Below are 16993 nucleotides of genomic sequence, written 5' to 3'. Positions count from 1 at the left end.
AGTGTCGGGTTCAGACGCGCTCAATGATGGTGGCAATGCCCATACCGCCGCCTACGCAGAGTGTCGCTAGGCCGTAGCGCAGCTCCCGGCGTTCCAGCTCATCCATCAAGGTGCCGAGGATCATGGCGCCGGTGGCCCCGAGGGGATGGCCCATGGCGATTGCGCCGCCATTCACGTTCACTTTTTCATCGGGAACAGAAAGTTCGCGCTGGAAGCGCATCACCACAGAGGCAAAGGCTTCGTTCACTTCAAACAGGTCAATCTGGTCAGCTGTCATGCCAGCCTTTTCCAGTGCTTTGCGGGCAGCTGGAGCGGGCCCCGTCAGCATGATCGTGGGGTCGGTGCTGGTGACCGCAGTAGCGACAATGCGGGCACGGGGTTTGAGCCCCATAGCCTTGCCCTTGGCTTCACTGCCAATCAGCACGGCCGTGGCGCCATCGACAATTCCGGAGGAGTTGCCTGCATGGTGCACATGATTGATCTTTTCGACGTAGTGGTATTTTTCGCGGGCGACGCCGTCAAAGCCCATTTCGCCCATCATCTGAAAAGAGGGCTTCAGGCCTGAAAGGGACTCGGTCGTGGTGTTGCCCCGAACGTGCTCATCGCGATCAAGGATGACCACGCCGTTTTGATCAGTAACCGGCACTATGGATTTGGCGAAGTAGCCGTTTTGCCAGGCGTTAGCGGCTTTTTGTTGAGATTTGACCGCAAAGCCGTCCACGTCTTCCCTGCTGAAACCTTCGAGAGTCGCAATCAGATCGGCACCTATGCCTTGCGGCATGAAACCCGTGTGCAGGTTGGTTTCCGGATCCGTTGCCCAGGCGCCGCCATCGGAGCCCATGGGCACACGGGACATGGACTCCACGCCACCAGCAACCACCAGGTCTTCCCACCCTGAGCGCACCTTCATGGCGGCGAGGTTGACGGCTTCCAGGCCGGACGCACAGAAACGGTTGAGGGTGACGCCGGCAACTTTTTCATCCCAGTCGGCGGCCAGGGCCGCGGTTTTGGCAATGTCTGCGCCCTGATCGCCAACGGCGGTTACGCAGCCCATAACAATGTCGTCTACCTGCGCTGTGTCCAGACTGTTTCTCTCTTGCAGTGCGCGGAGCATGGTTGTCAGCAGCGTGATTGGTTTGACGCTGTGCAGGGAACCATCCTTTTTGCCGCGCCCCCTGGGGGTGCGGACTGCATCGAAGATGTACGCCTCGGTAGTCATTGCTTGTCCTCTGGTATTTGTTGTTTCAGAAATTACATCCGATGAGGTAACCATAGCCGGTTGCAGTACTGGCGCGTAATGACGAGGGCTGCCAATCGTATTGGCGAAATTGCTCAGGCGCCATGACAAGATGCCAAGGGGCTTCTATGGTTACAGAAGAGCGCGAGCAGATGCGGGAGGTGCATGCTATGTCCCTCAGAGATGCCATCGACAATTTTTACGAGAGGCTGGTTCAGGATGCAATAGAGGCCACTCGGGAAGAGACAGATACCACCGATTATCTGACCGATGTGATGTGTGTGGCGCTGAACCGGCTGCCCAGTCGGTATTACCGGCACTCCATCGATATGATGTTTTATCTGGCTGATGAGGAATTGAAGGACATGAAACAAAAATCCCTGGCCGCTGTGAAGACGGCCAGGGGTTTTGTTAAGGAACACCAGCGCGAGTGACCGCTCAGGAATCAGTCGACGACCAGCGCAGCGAGCGCGTTGTTCAGACGCTCAGCGAGCGCCTGGTCGGATAATTCACCCGATGGTTTCAGGCACCAGCTGGCGACCAGTTTTTCCATCTCCCGAACCTGATCGCTGGACTTTTCCGAGGAGCCCATGCCTTCAGCCAGTCTTTGTACCTGGATTTCCATACGGCGTTGCTGATCGGATTCCGGCGACCCAATTCCTCCGAGGATTTCTGCCCGGATGACCAGCTCTGTCGGCTCGAGTTGATTCGGGTCGGCGGCCAGGGCAGGCCAGTGCTCGGGAAGCTCCGCACCTGACTCCGCTCCGTCTACCCGGGCTCGTACCAGGGATTGCCAGGCGCTGATATTCGCTCTCAGGCGCTGGTCTGCCATCGCCTTGTGCAGTCGTTGTTTTTCACGCTGCACGCGCTCTTTCGAGGCGGAGGAGAGAACGGCGGACTCCAGCTCTCGAAGCTGGGCGAAGGCTGAAGACAACGTAGGTTCGTCGCTGTTGCTGTCGAGTGCCCGCGCCTCGTCCAGAACCGTTTCAGCGGCTTCGTCAGCGGCTTTTGCCGCCTCGTGTTTTTCGTTGCGCTGGGCATCCCGGCGAGCAAAGATCTCATCGCAGGCTTTTCGGAAGGCCTGCCAGAGCTTGCGATCCTCCCGGTGACGGGTGATACCAATGGCTTTCCAGTCTGTCTGCAGGTTTTTGGCCTGATTCATCGCATCCTGCAGCGGTTCATGACTGGTCAGAGCATTGGCCTTGTCGACAATCTCCTGTTTGAGCGCTTCGTTTTTGCGCCGCTCTTCATCCAGGGGTGCTTCCAGCTTTTTCAACAGGTCGTCAAATCGTTTCTGTACCTGTCGATTATCGCGGAATTCCACTGGCCAGGCTGCTTTCCACTCCTGGCGGGCCGTCAGGTGAATCTTCTCGGCCGCTTTCCAGTCAATGGCTGTCCAGTCGGCGCTGTTGAGGAACGTTTCCAGTTCCGCGCAGATGGCCTGACGTTTCTCAAGATTGGCCTGTTTGAGGCCGGACTTGGCGGAAAAATACGCCTTGCAAGGCTCATAGGCCCGGTCTGACGCTTCCTTGAACCTGGCCCAAAGTGCGCGATCTGAAGAACCACCGAGATCGCGCCATTCGTTCTGTAGTTCCTTGATCCGTTCCGCTTTGGCTTCCGGCTCAATCGGTTGCTCGGCCAGGTATTCCATCTGTTCGCACAGAGCTATCTGCTTGGGTTCGGTTGCAAAGCCCTGCCAGTCGCTGAGTTCACGTAACTGCCCGGCGAGCAACTGCATGCGCGCCTGGAAGGGTTTGCCATGGCGATGATCCAGTGATTTGAACTGCTGTTGAGCTGTTTTCAGCAGTTGTTTGGATTCTTTCAGCTGCTTCGCTTCCAGCGCCGCCTCTAGTCGGCCAACAGAGGTTTCCAACTCAGAGGCCAGTGCCTTTTGCTTTTCCTGATTTTCTGCTTTGGCAGGCGCTACCGTCTTACGTTTACCTGCCAGCTTCCGGACTGGCTCCAAAACCGCTGGCATAGGATAACCTTCCGGCCAGGCAATGGTTTTAATCAGGGTCTTTGCCTGTTCACGGTGTTCGTCCGAGGCGTCCTCACTGGCGTCCAGCGCGGCAGCGAGCGCTGAAATGGTCTCTTTTTCCTGATTGATATGGCGTATGGCGCTGACGTAACTGCGAAGCGAAAGCATGGCGCTTTCGTAGGCTTTCTGTTCCTGCTTATCCACAGTGGTGTCGCGCGTGGCTTCGAGCCAGCGATTTTCCTGTGTTTTTTGCAGGGCATCCAGGGAGGCCAGAGAGGGAAGCGTCTCCGGCGCCTGCTCTTTCAGCTCAGCCAGTGTGCGGGTAAGCAACGCCAGGGTTTCTTCTCGCTGCTGTTTCTGGTCCTGCTGCCGCTTTTCAACTTCCAGCGCCGACCGGATAGCATCAAGGCGTTCCTTGCACCGGTGAACCGCTTCCAGAAAGCTCTGGGCCTGCTCAGGAGTTGCGTGCGGTTCTACCTCACTCCAGTGGCGAATCAGTGACTCCAGTCTTGCCTCGTAAAGCTTGGTATCATCACTGCGCGCCTGGTCGTTGGCGTTACTGATCAGGGTCGTGATGGTTTGCGACAGGCTTTCCTGTCTTGCCTGTTCATCACGAATGTTCTGGAGAGCTTGTCTGACGCTCTGATAGACGCCCTTGTCACGCCCCTTGGCCTGCTTCTGAACTTGCTGCAGGCTATCGGCGTTCGTGAGCCGGCTTGCCGCGTCCAGCCGAATATCGGCGGTTGCGCCGCTAATTGCCAGATTTGCCAGAGTGGCCTGATCCGGCGAACCCTCCAGGGCCTGGAGCTGTTCTTCTCTCAGAATAGCGCGCGTATCCTCCTGTACAGCAGCCGTTGGCGGTGTTTCTTGACGATTTTTTCCGGTTGCGTCGGAGGATTTGCGGGATTTAAACAGTTTCTGGATGAAAGCAGCCATGAGGGTATCCTTTGGGATTGAAACCAGTTCACGGTGTCGGGCAAAGTGAGCCGCCACCGGCCATCGGCCTCTTCTCGGGAGGCCGGGTACTGTTTGCCGGTCGGGCCGGCAAGAATAATTCGGGGCTAGTCTAGCGTTTTGTACGCGCATGCGGGAAGGGTCTGTATGGCAAAACAGGAAAATCAGGAAGATCATGAATACAAGGCACGCTCGGTTGCACTGAGACTGCTGGCCAGGCGGGAACACAGCCGCCTCGAACTGGTATTGAAACTGCGCCAGCGCAAGATCGATGATGAGGTGATCGAGGTGGTGCTGGACGCTTATGAAAACGAGGGCTGGCTTGATGACAATCGTTTTGCCGACGTCTACGCCCGCCAGAGAATGGATCTTGGGTATGGCCCAATGCGCATATTGGGCGAGCTTCAGCAACGTGGAGTCCACCATGCTCCTGAGTGTCTGGACGAAATGACTGACGAGGATTGGTGCCGCCGAGCGGTTGCGCTAAGGGAAAAGCGTTACGGTCTTTCGGATCTGAGTGAGGACTGGGATGAAAAGGTACGGCAGGCCCGTTTCCTGAATCGACGGGGATTCTCTTCGGCTCAGGTTGAGCGGGCACTGGATGCCCGTTCGACCGAAGAATGACCGCGCTTGTGCCATTCCGACTATAGCGTCGGCGGGATTATCCCCAGCTCGGAAGGCAAGCTTGCACGCATGTCTGAATGGTCTTTGGCCTCCCGTGTCGCATTGCTGTCCTGCTCCTCTGATTCAAGGTTTACCATGTTGGCATCTTCCGGAGGGGAGGCTTGAGACCGATCGGTTATTCGGGCGAGAACATCGTAGTAACGGCGAATATTCTGCACGTACAGCACCGGTTCGTGCCCTCTGGCGTAGCCAAAGCGAGTCTTGGTGTACCACTCTTTTTGTGCCAGCAGTGGCAGGAACTCTTTCACATCCATCCAGCGATCCGGGTTCTTGCCAGCACCCTCGGTCAGTCTTCGTGCGTCCTCCAGATGGCCAAAGCCCACATTGTATGATGCCAGGGCAAACCAGGTGCGGTCGGGCTCCGGTATGCGCTCAGGAATCTTTTTGTGCACTATGCGGAAATACTTGGCACCTCCCTGAATACTTTCCTCTGGATCCAGCCTGTTATTGATGCCGATGTGGCTTGCGGTATTTCGTGTGAGCATCATCAGGCCGCGAACGCCAGTAGGAGACACGGCATTGGGGCGCCAGTGGGATTCCTGATAGCCAATAGCGGCAAGCAGGCGCCAGTCCATCCCGAAGTCCGTGGCATAGTCCTGGAACAGGCTGTCGTACTTGGGCAGGCGGTTTTCCACATGGTGCATAAAGGTTCGGGCCCCCACGTAGTTCAGCTGATCCAGATGCCCATAAAAACGCTCGGCAAGTTGAGCGAGAGTGCCATCGGCCTGCAGCTTCCCGAGAAATTGGCGGGCGGCAGTGACCAGCGAGTCATCCTGTGCCGAGGGGAATAGCCACACGAGCTCTGACGGCTCACCCAGGGAAAAGGCCTGTTTCACCTTGGGAAAGAACACATGGTTAAGCTCAAGCTCGTTTGATGACACGATGGCGTAGGTGAATTCTCCACTCTCCACCCGCGCCAGTATGCCGGCCGCATCCAGCCCGGGGTGAACCTGCAAGTCAGCACTGGAGTCACTTTTCTGCTCCGTTTCAAGGAGGTGCTTGTGGTTGCTGTCTGCCACCAGATGGAGCGTCTGGCCGGTGAGGCTATCCAGTGAGTCCGGGCGTTCTGCATCCCGGTTGTAAACCACCACAGACTGGGCGGAGATGCCTGTGGGAAGCACCTTGTAATGATCTTTGAATTCCGGTTGCTGAGAGAGTCCGGCCAACCCGATGTGGGCATAGTCCCGGGATAGGATGGAGAGTACTTCCGTATTGTCTCCGGCCACGCGCACCCTCAGTTCGACGCCAAGCTCGTCGGCGAACCGCTGTGCGAGTTCATAGTCGTAGCCAGTAATCCCGTCGCGCCCCTTATAATAAATGGAGGGTGCTTCGCGAGTGATTACGTGTAACACACCTTCGTCACGGATTTCCTGAAGGGTGCTTGGTCGCGAACAGCCGGTGAGCGTCAGTGTGGCGAATACGAGCAGCGCCACCTGAGCCCATGTCGCGACATAAGCGATTAGCGGTTTGGGCAAATCCCTGGTCTCCATTACAGCTGAGTCGTCGGGGCACGTCATTACTTTTTGAATGGACGTATCCGGTGTCATGCTGGGTGTGGATTCCACTTCCACCGATCCATGATCCCCATTGGGCGGGCGCCGGTCAATAAAACTGGTTAATTAATATGCAAAACAATGTCAATTGTATGGATGGGGATTAACGTCTCTGGCGCTGTATCCTGACCGCGCTTTCGAGTATCATGGCGGCCTTTCAGAACGCACCCAGACTTCCCCGTTTCGCGCGATACAGGTTGATATCATGCTTGAACTTCGCGGCGCACCCGCGCTTTCGCCCTTCCGTTCCCGAAAATTGCATTCCCGAATTCAGGACATCGTGCCTGAGGTCGAGCATGTTTATGCCGAGTTCATGCACTTTGTAGATCTGGAAGGCAGCCTTTCAGACTCGGAGTATGCGATTCTGGACCGGCTACTAATCTACGGGCCCAGTGTGGCCGTCGAGGAACCGGACGGTGTCCTGTTTCTTGTTGTGCCACGTCCCGGAACTCTGTCGCCCTGGTCCAGCAAGGCGACGGATATTGCCCGTAATTGTGGGTTGCGCCAGATTCACCGGATTGAGCGTGGTACCGCTTTTTATATCAGGGCCAGCCGTAAGCTTGGCCTTGCACAGCGGGAGAAGATTGCAGCGCTGTTGCATGACCGAATGACTCAGAAGGTCTTCCATGAAATGGGTGGTGCCGAGTTGTTGTTCAGCCATCAGGAGCCTCGTCCTCTGGACCGTGTCCCGGTGCTTGCCGGAGGCCGTTCGGCGCTGGTTGAAGCGAATAGACGGCTTGGCCTGGCTCTGGCCGAAGACGAAATTGACTACCTGGTGAAATCGTTTGCCGGCCTTGAGCGGGATCCAACCGACGTTGAGTTGATGATGTTCGCGCAGGCCAACTCGGAGCATTGTCGGCACAAGATATTCAATGCCTCGTGGGACATCGACGGTGAGGGTCAGGAAAAGTCGCTGTTTGCGATGATTCGTAACACTTTCGAAATGAACAGCGATGGTGTGCTTTCTGCCTACAAGGATAATGCTTCTGTAATTCGTGGCAGCCGCGGTGGTCGCTTCTTTCCCGATCCAGAAACCGGTATCTACGGGTATAACGAAGAAGACATTCATATCCTCATGAAGGTTGAAACTCACAACCATCCGACTGCCATTGCACCGGCAGAAGGCTCGGCCACCGGTTCCGGTGGTGAAATCCGGGATGAGGGTGCGACTGGCCGTGGTTCCAAGCCAAAAGCAGGGCTGACCGGCTTTACCGTCTCCAACCTGAACCTGCCGGGCGATACCCAGCCCTGGGAAATCGGTTATGGCAAGCCCGGCCGTATTGCCTCGGCGCTGGACATTATGATTGAAGGCCCCATTGGTGGCGCTTCTTTCAACAACGAATTCGGCCGTCCCAACCTGGCTGGCTATTTCCGCACTTTTGAAGAAAAGGTCCCGGGAGCGGCGGGAGACGAGGTGCGTGGCTACCACAAGCCGATCATGATTGCCGGAGGCCTGGGTAATATCCGGGAAGAGCACGTTGAAAAAGGTGACATCCCGGTAGGGGCCAAGCTGATTGTTCTTGGTGGCCCCTCCATGCTTATCGGTCTGGGCGGCGGTGCGGCCTCTTCCATGGATTCCGGTTCCAGCAATGAAAACCTTGATTTTGCATCGGTGCAGCGTGACAACCCTGAGATGGAGCGCCGGTGTCAGGAAGTTATCGACCGTTGCTGGCAGATGGGCGACAAGAACCCGATTTGCTTCATCCATGACGTAGGTGCTGGCGGTTTGTCCAATGCGATGCCGGAGCTTGTGAAAGACGGTGGTCGTGGCGGCAAATTTGAGCTGAGGGATATCCCCAGTGACGAGCCCGGCATGTCGCCTCTTGAAATCTGGTGTAACGAATCCCAGGAGCGCTATGTCATGGCGGTGGCTCCGGAAAATCTGGAGCGGTTCGACGCTTTGTGCCGCAGGGAGCGGTGTCCGTACGCGGTTATCGGTGAGGCGACCGAATCCCATCACCTGGAACTGGCCGACTCCTACTTCGATGACAAATCGGTAGATTTGCCCATGGAAGTACTGTTTGGCAAACCGCCGCGAATGCATCGTAGTGTAAGTCGCGGTTCTTTTACCAAGCCGATTTTTGATTCCACCAAGGTCGATTTGCACGAGGCCATTCGCCGTGTACTTCGTCTGCCGTCCGTGGGCTCCAAGAGCTTTCTCATCACCATTGGTGACCGAACCATTACAGGTCTTGTTGCCCGTGACCAGATGGTCGGGCCCTGGCAGGTACCGGTGAGTGACGTTGCAGTCACCGCCAGTTCTTTTGATGTTCGCAGTGGCGAAGCTATGGCTCTGGGCGAGCGCACGCCGGTTGCGGTGATCGACGCGCCGGCATCCGGGCGTATGGCTGTGGGTGAGACCATAACCAACCTGGCGGCCGCAGCCATTGGCAAGCTGTCAGATATCCGTTTGTCCGCAAACTGGATGGCCGCAGCGGGGCACCCGGGCGAGGATGAGAACCTGTATGAGACCGTCCGTGCGGTCGGTATGGAGCTTTGCCCTGAGCTGGGCATCACCATTCCGGTAGGCAAGGACTCCATGTCCATGAAAACCGTGTGGGAAGAAGACAACGGCGAACAGAAGAGCGTGACTTCGCCGCTTTCGCTGGTGGTCAGTGGCTTTGCACCGGTTGTCGACATAGCCAGGACACTCACTCCGCAACTGGTGAATGACGCAGGAGAAACTGATCTGATCCTGGTGGATCTGGCTGCCGGGCAGAATCGCCTCGGCGGTTCGGCACTTGCTCAGGTTTATCGCCAGGTGGGCGCGGTCGCGCCGGATCTGGACGACCCCGAAGACATCAAGGCTTTCTTTGCGGTTATTCAGGGGCTGAACTCTGACGGCAAACTGCTGGCGTACCATGATCGTTCCGACGGTGGTCTATTCGTAACCCTGGCCGAAATGTGCTTTGCCGGTCACACAGGGGTCGATATCAAACTGGACGGATTGGCGGAATCTTCCTCTCAGTTCGCACGTGAGCTGTTTAATGAAGAGCTGGGTGCCGTGGTTCAGGTTCGTCGCGAGGACACCAGTTTTGTTCTGCAGCAATTTTCGGCGGCCGGACTCGGTGACCACACCAGCGTGATTGGTACCCTGAACGACGATGACCAGCTGCGTCTGAGCTTCGAAGGTGAAACGGTTGTTGATGAATCCCGCTGTTCACTTCAGCGTTTATGGTCAGAAACCAGTTATCGAATCCAGTCACTGAGGGACAATGCAGATTGCGCCCAGGAAGAGTTCGATAATCTGTTGGATGCTGACGATCCTGGGCTGCACGCCGAACTGACCTTCGACATCAACGAGGACATCTCTGCCCCCTATATCAACAAGGGGGCGCGGCCTAAAGTGGCCGTACTCCGTGAGCAGGGCGTCAACGGCCAGGTGGAAATGGCAGCGGCTTTTGACCGTGCCGGTTTTGAATCTGTTGATGTCCACATGAGTGATCTTCTGTCGGGCCGTATGAGCCTGGAGAGCTTCAACAGTCTGGTTACCTGTGGCGGATTCTCCTACGGTGATGTTCTCGGTGCCGGTGAGGGGTGGGCGAAGTCCATTCTGTTCAGTGACCGTGTGCGCGATCAGTTTGCGGCTTTCTTCAACCGCCAGGATACGCTGGCACTTGGGGTTTGTAACGGATGCCAGATGCTTTCGAACCTGCACGAGCTGATCCCAGGCAGTGAAGGCTGGCCGCGTTTCGTGCGTAATCAGTCGGAGCAATTTGAGGCGCGCCTGGTGATGGCGGAAGTGATGCCATCGCCCTCTGCTTACCTTGATGGCATGGCCGGCTCGCAGATGCCGATTGCGGTAGCCCATGGGGAGGGGCGAGTTGAATTCGCCGGAAACGCTTCTGCTTCGGCCTTGTCAGAGAATGAGATGGTGGCATTGCGGTATGTGGATAATCGTGGGCAGGCAACCACCCGGTATCCGTTCAACCCGAATGGCTCAGAAGCGGGTATCACCGGTGTGACCACCCGCGATGGTCGGGTCACGATCATGATGCCTCATCCGGAGCGGGTATTCCGTTCGGTTCAGCATTCCTGGCACCCGGATGGCTGGCAGGAAGATGGTCCCTGGATTCGTATGTTCAGGAACGCACGGCGCTGGTTCGGCTAAAAACGGTGGTGTCGGAAAACCGGTCCTGGAAGTGTCTGTTAATGACATAAATCCAGGCCCGGTTTTTTTATGCCTGCGTGCCTCGTTTGGGGGCGGCTTTCAAGGGATAAAACCTGTTAAATTGGTAAAATACCGCTTGACGCAGGATTTTTATGCACATTTCCAGTGCCTGTTTGCATATTCTTTAAACAAAGCATGAGAAGTTGGTTCATGTTTTGATCGAATAATTTAAGCTATTGAAAAATAAAACAAAAAGTAATCGGGTGAATTTGTCGCCAATTTAACAGAAGTGCAGTGAATGCGGGGCTTTGGGGCTTATTCCCAAAAACTTTCCCCAGAGTTATCCACAGAATCTGTGGGTAAGTAGCTAAGCTATTAATCGTACAAAAAATATCCGATCAAAAGGAGGAGTTTCCCCCATGTACAAGCTGTGTTTTTTTGTGCCGGAAACGCATCTTGCGCAAACCAAACAGGCGCTTTTTGATGCGGGCGCCGGTCGCATAGGTGATTACGATAGTTGCGCCTGGCATTGCCGCGGACAGGGTCAGTTTCGGCCGTTGGAAGGCAGTGATCCGTTTCTGGGCAAACAGGGTGCTCTGGAGGTTGTGGAAGAGTTCAAAGTAGAGCTGGTTTGTAAGGACAGTCTGGTGCGGGAGGCGCTCGAGGCGCTCAAGCAGGCTCACCCTTATGAAGAGCCTGCTTATGAGGTTTACCGTATGGAGGAAATGTAATCAGCTCTTGCGGGCGCTTCCAGACATCGGATGGCGGATGTCCTGAACATGCACTCCGTAAGAGTCGTTCCTGAAATCTTCGACAAACAGCTCCAGCGTTTTCCTGACGGTCGGAAAGGACAATTCGTCCCAGGGAATGTTTTCGAGTTCGAAAAGTTGGGTTTCCAGGGACTCTTCACCGGCACCAAACTGGCCATTTTTGAGTGTTGCGCGGTAAAACATATGCACCTGGTTGATGTGGGGGACATCAATGATCGAATACAGGCCTTCGATGTGTACCTCGGCCAGCGCTTCTTCAACGGTTTCCCGAACTGCGGCTTCAATGGTGGTTTCGGCATTTTCCATGAAGCCGGCGGGCAGGGTCCAGTAACCGTAGCGAGGTTCAATAGCCCGGCGGCACAGTAAAATTTTGCCCTCCCAGACGGGGACTGTCCCGGCGACAATGCGCGGGTTCTGGTAATGTATGGTCTCGCAGCTGATGCATACATAGCGGTGACGGTTATCGCCCTCGGGGATGCGCTGTTCAACCGGGTGGCCGCATGTGCTGCAGTACTTCATGTTTTTCCCCGTATACTGAGATTGGTGTGTAAGTCAGTTTAACTATCAAGGCTGCCACTGTCTTATTCAACTTTTGATGTTCCATGGAGCCATAATTTGCGCGATCTTCTTGCCGAACGACTGGCCGGCTACGCTCCCAGGCAGTTGGCGCTGGATTATCCGGAAGCCGGCATTCTGGTGCCGGTTACTGATGATCCAGGTAACCCTGAAATGGTGTTTACGTTGAGGTCCTCAAATCTGAGCACTCATCGGGGGCAGGTTGCCTATCCCGGTGGCAAGCGTGATCCCGGTGATCCCTCCCTGGCAGCCACCGCATTGCGTGAGACCCATGAGGAGATAGGGCTGCCTCCGGAACATGTGGAAATCATCGCTCCGCTAAGTCAGGTTATGTCGCGCTATGGCATTCTTGTCACACCTTATGTTGGCGTTATTCCTGTCGATCATCGGCTGGAACCCAATCCGGATGAAATTGAAAGTGTATTCCGTGTACCCCTGTCTTTCTTTCTGGAAGATAAAAGAGAGCGGACAGATTCTCTGAACTTTCTTAATCACACTTTTTACGTGCCCTGTTATCGGTGGGAGCATTATCAGATTTGGGGGTTGTCGGCGGTGGTTCTGGTCGACTTTCTGAACGCTGTGTACGATGCCGATATTGATTTGCTGGAGCCGCCTGGAGGAAGTTGAAATGTTTTACAAACTGGATGAACGAACGCCGGAGCTGATTGGTGACGGGCAGTTTATAGCGCACAGTGCATCGGTTATCGGCAGCGTTCGCCTGATGGAGAGAGCCAGTGTCTGGTACAACGTCGTGATTCGTGGCGACAATGATCTGATCACCATCGGTCCGGAAAGCAATGTGCAGGATGGCTCCGTGCTTCACACCGATTCGGGGATCAGGTTGACCCTGGGGCGGGGCGTTACTGTCGGGCACAAAGCCATGCTTCATGGGTGCGAGATCGGAGATTACACGCTTATCGGTATCAATGCGGTTGTGCTGAACGGCGCCAGGATTGGCAAGCACTGCCTTATCGGCGCCAACACACTCATTCCCGAGGGCATGGTGATACCCGATGGTTCTATGGTTGTGGGCTCGCCCGGCAAGATCAAACGGGAGCTGAGCGATGACCAGAAGAAAATGCTGGAGATGAGTGCGCAGCACTATGTCGAAAATGGCGCACGTTACCTTGAGAAGCTTCAGTCCTGTGAGCCGGTCAGATGAGCGTCTCCGATAAAGTGCGTTCACCTTGCGTCCAGGTATGCGCGCTTGATGAAAATGATGTGTGTATCGGATGCCAGCGCACCGGCGACGAGATACTCCGCTGGACTCGAATGACCAATGACGAGCGCCGGGAGGTTCTCAGGCAAGTTGCAATACGGGAAGAGAAGGTTTCACTCTAACGCTGCTGTGTGGGCGTCCTCATCTAACCAATCCAGTTTCAGGCAGGCACTGACATGACAGAAGGCATTAACACAGTTCGAATTGGCACCCCCCTGAAAGAAAATGCATTCAGGGTTTTGTTCTGCGGCTCTGGCGAGCTTGGTAAAGAAGTGGTTATTGAGCTCCAGCGCTATGGGGTGGAGGTGATTGCCGTGGATCGTTACGCCAATGCTCCGGCCATGCAGGTTGCCCATCGCAGCCATGTTATCGATATGCTTGATGCAAGTAGTCTTCGTAACGTCATTGAACAGGAAAAGCCGGACCTCATCGTTCCAGAGATTGAGGCCATCGCAACCCCGGAGCTGGTCAAGCTTGAGGAAGAAGGGTACCGGGTAATTCCCACTGCGCGGGCGGTAAATCTGACAATGAACCGGGAAGGCATTCGCCGGCTGGCGGCTGAAGAGCTTGGCTTGCCAACCTCTCCATACCGGTTTGCAGGGTCCCGTGAAGAGTATCTTGCCGCTATTAAAGAAGTAGGTCTCCCTCTGGTAGTAAAGCCGGTGATGAGTTCATCCGGTAAGGGCCAGAGTACAGTCAGGACTGAGAGCAATGTCGAAGATGCATGGGATTACGCGCAGTCCGGTGGTCGCGCCGGAAAGGGTCGGGTCATTGTCGAGGGCTTCGTGGATTTCGATTATGAGATTACTCTACTGACCGTAAAGCATCGGGACGGCGTCTCATTCTGTGATCCTGTTGGACATCGCCAGGAAGACGGTGATTACCGCGAGTCCTGGCAGCCGCAGCCGATGTCTTCCCGGGCGCTGGATCGTTCCATGGAAATCGCTAGAGCGGTGGTCGAGGATCTCGGTGGCTATGGTCTTTACGGGGTAGAGCTGTTTGTTAAAGGTGATGATGTCTGGTTTTCGGAGGTGTCACCTCGTCCCCATGATACTGGCCTGGTTACCCTCGTTTCACAGGATCTGTCTGAATTCGCCTTGCACGCACGGGCAATCCTGGGGTTGCCGATCCCATCGATTCGGCAGAATGGCCCTTCGGCGTCAGCGGTAATCCTGCCGGAGGGCGACTCGGACAATGTCAGTTTTAGTGGTGTCGAAAAAGCACTGGTCGAGCCGGATACCCAGTTACGGTTATTCGGTAAACCCGAGCTGAAGGGGCGCAGACGTATGGGGGTGGCATTGGCCCGGGGTGAGTCCATAGAGGAAGCACGGGAAAAGGCTCGCAATGCGGCGGCTGCAGTCCAGGTGGAACTCTGATAGTGCAAGAGGGGTTTGACCTCCTTTAAGTGAGGGCGGCTGAGCGGAAAAATGACGGGTTTTGGAAAAAATCAAAACGAACCGTTGACACCTCTGGGCAGGTCTGTAGAATGCGCATCTCTTCTGAGGGACAAGCCACTGACACAGCGGTTTGCCGAGGGAGTAACTGCTTGAAAGCGCTGAAGAAATTGAGTTTCAAAATTCTTCAGAAAGCGGTTGACAGGAAAGCGATTCGCTGTAGAATGCGCCCCTCGAAACAAGCAGTAAGCCGGTTCATTTTTCGGCGGTTTCCGGAGACGGAAAGCAAGGAAAAAGAAACGGTTGACAAGGCGGCGGTTCGATGTAGAATACGCGGCCTTGATTGAGCAACAGCTCAAACGCTCTTTAAAAAATTGACCAAGTAATTCGTGTGGGCGCTGGCCGAGGTATTTCGGATATGAAATATCAGGACAGTGACTCGTCGAAATTGAGTTTTGTCTTGAGCAAGATTAAAGATCTTCGGATCTTGTATGATTTAAACTGAAGAGTTTGATCATGGCTCAGATTGAACGCTGGCGGCAGGCTTAACACATGCAAGTCGAGCGGTAACAGGGGTAGCTTGCTACCCGCTGACGAGCGGCGGACGGGTGAGTAATGCATAGGAAACTGCCCAGTAGTGGGGGATAGCCCGGGGAAACCCGGATTAATACCGCGTACGCCCTTCGGGGGAAAGCAGGGGATCTTCGGACCTTGCGCTATTGGATGTGCCTATGCCGGATTAGCTAGTTGGTGGGGTAAGAGCCTACCAAGGCGACGATCCGTAGCTGGTCTGAGAGGATGATCAGCCACATCGGGACTGAGACACGGCCCGAACTCCTACGGGAGGCAGCAGTGGGGAATATTGGACAATGGGGGCAACCCTGATCCAGCCATGCCGCGTGTGTGAAGAAGGCTTTCGGGTTGTAAAGCACTTTCAGTGAGGAGGAAAAGTTAGTCACTAATACTGGCTAGCCTTGACGTCACTCACAGAAGAAGCACCGGCTAACTCCGTGCCAGCAGCCGCGGTAATACGGAGGGTGCAAGCGTTAATCGGAATTACTGGGCGTAAAGCGCGCGTAGGTGGTTTGATAAGCGAGATGTGAAAGCCCCGGGCTTAACCTGGGAACGGCATTTCGAACTGTCAGGCTAGAGTGTGGTAGAGGGTAGTGGAATTTCCTGTGTAGCGGTGAAATGCGTAGATATAGGAAGGAACACCAGTGGCGAAGGCGGCTACCTGGACCAACACTGACACTGAGGTGCGAAAGCGTGGGGAGCAAACAGGATTAGATACCCTGGTAGTCCACGCCGTAAACGATGTCAACTAGCCGTTGGGGATCTTGAATCCTTAGTGGCGCAGCTAACGCACTAAGTTGACCGCCTGGGGAGTACGGCCGCAAGGTTAAAACTCAAATGAATTGACGGGGGCCCGCACAAGCGGTGGAGCATGTGGTTTAATTCGACGCAACGCGAAGAACCTTACCTGGCCTTGACATGCAGAGAACTTTCCAGAGATGGATTGGTGCCTTCGGGAACTCTGACACAGGTGCTGCATGGCCGTCGTCAGCTCGTGTCGTGAGATGTTGGGTTAAGTCCCGTAACGAGCGCAACCCCTATCCCTAGTTGCTAGCAGTTCGGCTGAGAACTCTAGGGAGACTGCCGGTGACAAACCGGAGGAAGGTGGGGATGACGTCAGGTCATCATGGCCCTTACGGCCAGGGCTACACACGTGCTACAATGGTGCGCACAGAGGGCTGCAAACCCGCGAGGGGGAGCTAATCTCACAAAACGCATCGTAGTCCGGATCGGAGTCTGCAACTCGACTCCGTGAAGTCGGAATCGCTAGTAATCGTGAATCAGAATGTCACGGTGAATACGTTCCCGGGCCTTGTACACACCGCCCGTCACACCATGGGAGTGGATTGCACCAGAAGTAGTTAGTCTAACCTTCGGGAGGACGATTACCACGGTGTGGTTCATGACTGGGGTGAAGTCGTAACAAGGTAGCCGTAGGGGAACCTGCGGCTGGATCACCTCCTTAAACGAAGCCGAATGCTTCGGTCAGAGTCCACACGAATTACTTGGTTGATTAATAAAGAGAGCAGATGGGTCTTTCAGGCCCGTACCATTGGGTCTGTAGCTCAGGTGGTTAGAGCGCACCCCTGATAAGGGTGAGGTCGGTGGTTCAAGTCCACCCAGACCCACCAAAATTGCTCAACTCCTGGAGTTGAACGATTTGAGGTAGCTTAAATGGGGCTATAGCTCAGCTGGGAGAGCGCCTGCCTTGCACGCAGGAGGTCGGCAGTTCGATCCTGCCTAGCTCCACCAAAATTTACTGGCTAACTTCGGTTAGCAGTGTCCAGAAACAAGCATTTCATCACGACGATAGAGTTGTTGGATGAAGTTCTTCTTTCTGATCACTGGGTCAGATTTGCTCTTTAACAAATTGGACGAGATAGAACACGATTAATGGATTCCATTATCTCCGGAATTCATTGATCAGAGTGATAACGATTTCAA

General features: G+C 55.1%; 12 protein-coding genes, 2 tRNA genes and 1 rRNA gene. 11 read left to right on the top strand and 4 right to left on the bottom strand.

Going from position 1 to position 16993, the window contains the following annotated elements; all coding sequences use genetic code 11:
• Positions 1-10: 10 nt before the first annotated feature.
• Complete coding sequence (locus tag KFJ24_RS08670; RefSeq protein WP_250830665.1) at positions 11-1219, bottom strand: acetyl-CoA C-acetyltransferase; 1209 nt, start codon at positions 1217-1219, stop codon at positions 11-13.
• A gap of 188 nt (positions 1220-1407) precedes the next feature.
• Here KFJ24_RS08670 and KFJ24_RS08665 point away from each other — a divergent pair, with 188 nt between their 5' ends.
• Complete coding sequence (locus KFJ24_RS08665; protein WP_350455587.1) at positions 1408-1671, top strand: late competence development ComFB family protein; 264 nt, start codon at positions 1408-1410, stop codon at positions 1669-1671.
• An 11-nt stretch (positions 1672-1682) separates the two neighbouring features.
• Here KFJ24_RS08665 and KFJ24_RS08660 read toward each other — a convergent pair whose 3' ends face one another.
• Positions 1683-4151 carry a DUF349 domain-containing protein gene (locus tag KFJ24_RS08660; protein WP_250830662.1) on the bottom strand — a complete coding sequence of 823 codons (2469 nt, stop codon included), beginning with the start codon at positions 4149-4151 and terminating at the stop codon, positions 1683-1685.
• 165 nt (positions 4152-4316) lie between these two features.
• On the opposite strand from KFJ24_RS08660, the gene KFJ24_RS08655 reads away from it, so the two are divergent.
• Positions 4317-4793 (top strand): regulatory protein RecX, encoded by a 477-nt coding sequence (locus KFJ24_RS08655; RefSeq protein WP_250830661.1) that lies wholly within the window; start codon positions 4317-4319, stop codon positions 4791-4793.
• Between the two features lie 20 nt (positions 4794-4813).
• On the opposite strand, the gene mltF is transcribed toward KFJ24_RS08655, so the two are convergent.
• Positions 4814-6343 carry a membrane-bound lytic murein transglycosylase MltF gene (mltF, locus tag KFJ24_RS08650; RefSeq protein ID WP_434968036.1) on the bottom strand — a complete coding sequence of 510 codons (1530 nt, stop codon included), beginning with the start codon at positions 6341-6343 and terminating at the stop codon, positions 4814-4816.
• 268 nt (positions 6344-6611) lie between these two features.
• On the opposite strand from mltF, the gene purL reads away from it, so the two are divergent.
• The gene (purL, locus tag KFJ24_RS08645) at positions 6612-10517 is read left to right on the top strand and encodes a phosphoribosylformylglycinamidine synthase (protein ID WP_250830660.1); all 3906 of its coding nucleotides are present in this window, start codon (positions 6612-6614) and stop codon (positions 10515-10517) included.
• A 419-nt stretch (positions 10518-10936) separates the two neighbouring features.
• On the top strand, positions 10937-11248 hold the full coding sequence (locus tag KFJ24_RS08640) for a Nif3-like dinuclear metal center hexameric protein (protein ID WP_250830659.1): 312 nt from the start codon (positions 10937-10939) through the stop codon (positions 11246-11248).
• Here KFJ24_RS08640 and KFJ24_RS08635 read toward each other — a convergent pair whose 3' ends face one another.
• A complete protein-coding gene (locus KFJ24_RS08635; RefSeq protein WP_250830658.1) occupies positions 11249-11806 on the bottom strand; it encodes an NUDIX hydrolase in 558 nt (185 codons plus the stop codon).
• Between the two features lie 96 nt (positions 11807-11902).
• On the opposite strand from KFJ24_RS08635, the gene KFJ24_RS08630 reads away from it, so the two are divergent.
• The 7 genes from KFJ24_RS08630 (at position 11903) to KFJ24_RS08600 (ending at position 16801) form a co-directional block, all read left to right on the top strand.
• On the top strand, positions 11903-12490 hold the full coding sequence (locus tag KFJ24_RS08630; RefSeq protein WP_250830657.1) for an NUDIX hydrolase: 588 nt from the start codon (positions 11903-11905) through the stop codon (positions 12488-12490).
• 1 nt (position 12491) lies between these two features.
• Positions 12492-13025: a gamma carbonic anhydrase family protein gene (locus KFJ24_RS08625; RefSeq protein ID WP_250830656.1), complete on the top strand. Its 534-nt coding sequence runs from the start codon at positions 12492-12494 to the stop codon at positions 13023-13025.
• Entirely contained in the window at positions 13022-13204 is a 183-nt protein-coding gene (locus KFJ24_RS08620; RefSeq protein WP_250830655.1) for a DUF1289 domain-containing protein, read from the top strand. The genes KFJ24_RS08625 and KFJ24_RS08620 overlap by 4 nt, the downstream gene beginning before the upstream one ends.
• Positions 13205-13258: 54 nt before the next feature.
• Entirely contained in the window at positions 13259-14458 is a 1200-nt protein-coding gene (gene purT / locus KFJ24_RS08615) for a formate-dependent phosphoribosylglycinamide formyltransferase (protein WP_250830654.1), read from the top strand.
• Positions 14459-14974: 516 nt separating this feature from the next.
• Positions 14975-16514 (top strand): 16S ribosomal RNA (locus KFJ24_RS08610).
• An 89-nt stretch (positions 16515-16603) separates the two neighbouring features.
• Positions 16604-16680 (top strand) — tRNA-Ile (locus KFJ24_RS08605).
• Positions 16681-16725: 45 nt separating this feature from the next.
• Positions 16726-16801: transfer RNA gene (locus tag KFJ24_RS08600), tRNA-Ala, on the top strand.
• Positions 16802-16993: the final 192 nt, after the last annotated feature.

Origin of the sequence: Marinobacter sediminum (assembly GCF_023657445.1) — a bacterium.
Taxonomy (GTDB): Bacteria; Pseudomonadota; Gammaproteobacteria; order Pseudomonadales; family Oleiphilaceae; genus Marinobacter; species Marinobacter sediminum_A.
This window is presented reverse-complemented; position numbering and strand designations above follow the sequence as displayed.

Bases quoted from the DNA above. Each gene is read 5' to 3' on its own strand.
- KFJ24_RS08635 (WP_250830658.1), bottom strand. From the start codon at position 11,806: ATGAAGTACTGCAGCACATGCGGCCACCCGGTTGAACAGCGCATCCCC.
- KFJ24_RS08640 (WP_250830659.1), top strand. From the start codon at position 10,937: ATGTACAAGCTGTGTTTTTTTGTGCCGGAAACGCATCTTGCGCAAACC.
- KFJ24_RS08625 (WP_250830656.1), top strand. From the start codon at position 12,492: ATGTTTTACAAACTGGATGAACGAACGCCGGAGCTGATTGGTGACGGG.
- KFJ24_RS08670 (WP_250830665.1), bottom strand. From the start codon at position 1,219: ATGACTACCGAGGCGTACATCTTCGATGCAGTCCGCACCCCCAGGGGG.
- mltF (WP_434968036.1), bottom strand. From the start codon at position 6,343: ATGGAGACCAGGGATTTGCCCAAACCGCTAATCGCTTATGTCGCGACA.
- KFJ24_RS08660 (WP_250830662.1), bottom strand. From the start codon at position 4,151: ATGGCTGCTTTCATCCAGAAACTGTTTAAATCCCGCAAATCCTCCGAC.
- purT (WP_250830654.1), top strand. From the start codon at position 13,259: ATGACAGAAGGCATTAACACAGTTCGAATTGGCACCCCCCTGAAAGAA.
- KFJ24_RS08655 (WP_250830661.1), top strand. From the start codon at position 4,317: ATGGCAAAACAGGAAAATCAGGAAGATCATGAATACAAGGCACGCTCG.
- KFJ24_RS08620 (WP_250830655.1), top strand. From the start codon at position 13,022: ATGAGCGTCTCCGATAAAGTGCGTTCACCTTGCGTCCAGGTATGCGCG.
- purL (WP_250830660.1), top strand. From the start codon at position 6,612: ATGCTTGAACTTCGCGGCGCACCCGCGCTTTCGCCCTTCCGTTCCCGA.
- KFJ24_RS08665 (WP_350455587.1), top strand. From the start codon at position 1,408: ATGTCCCTCAGAGATGCCATCGACAATTTTTACGAGAGGCTGGTTCAG.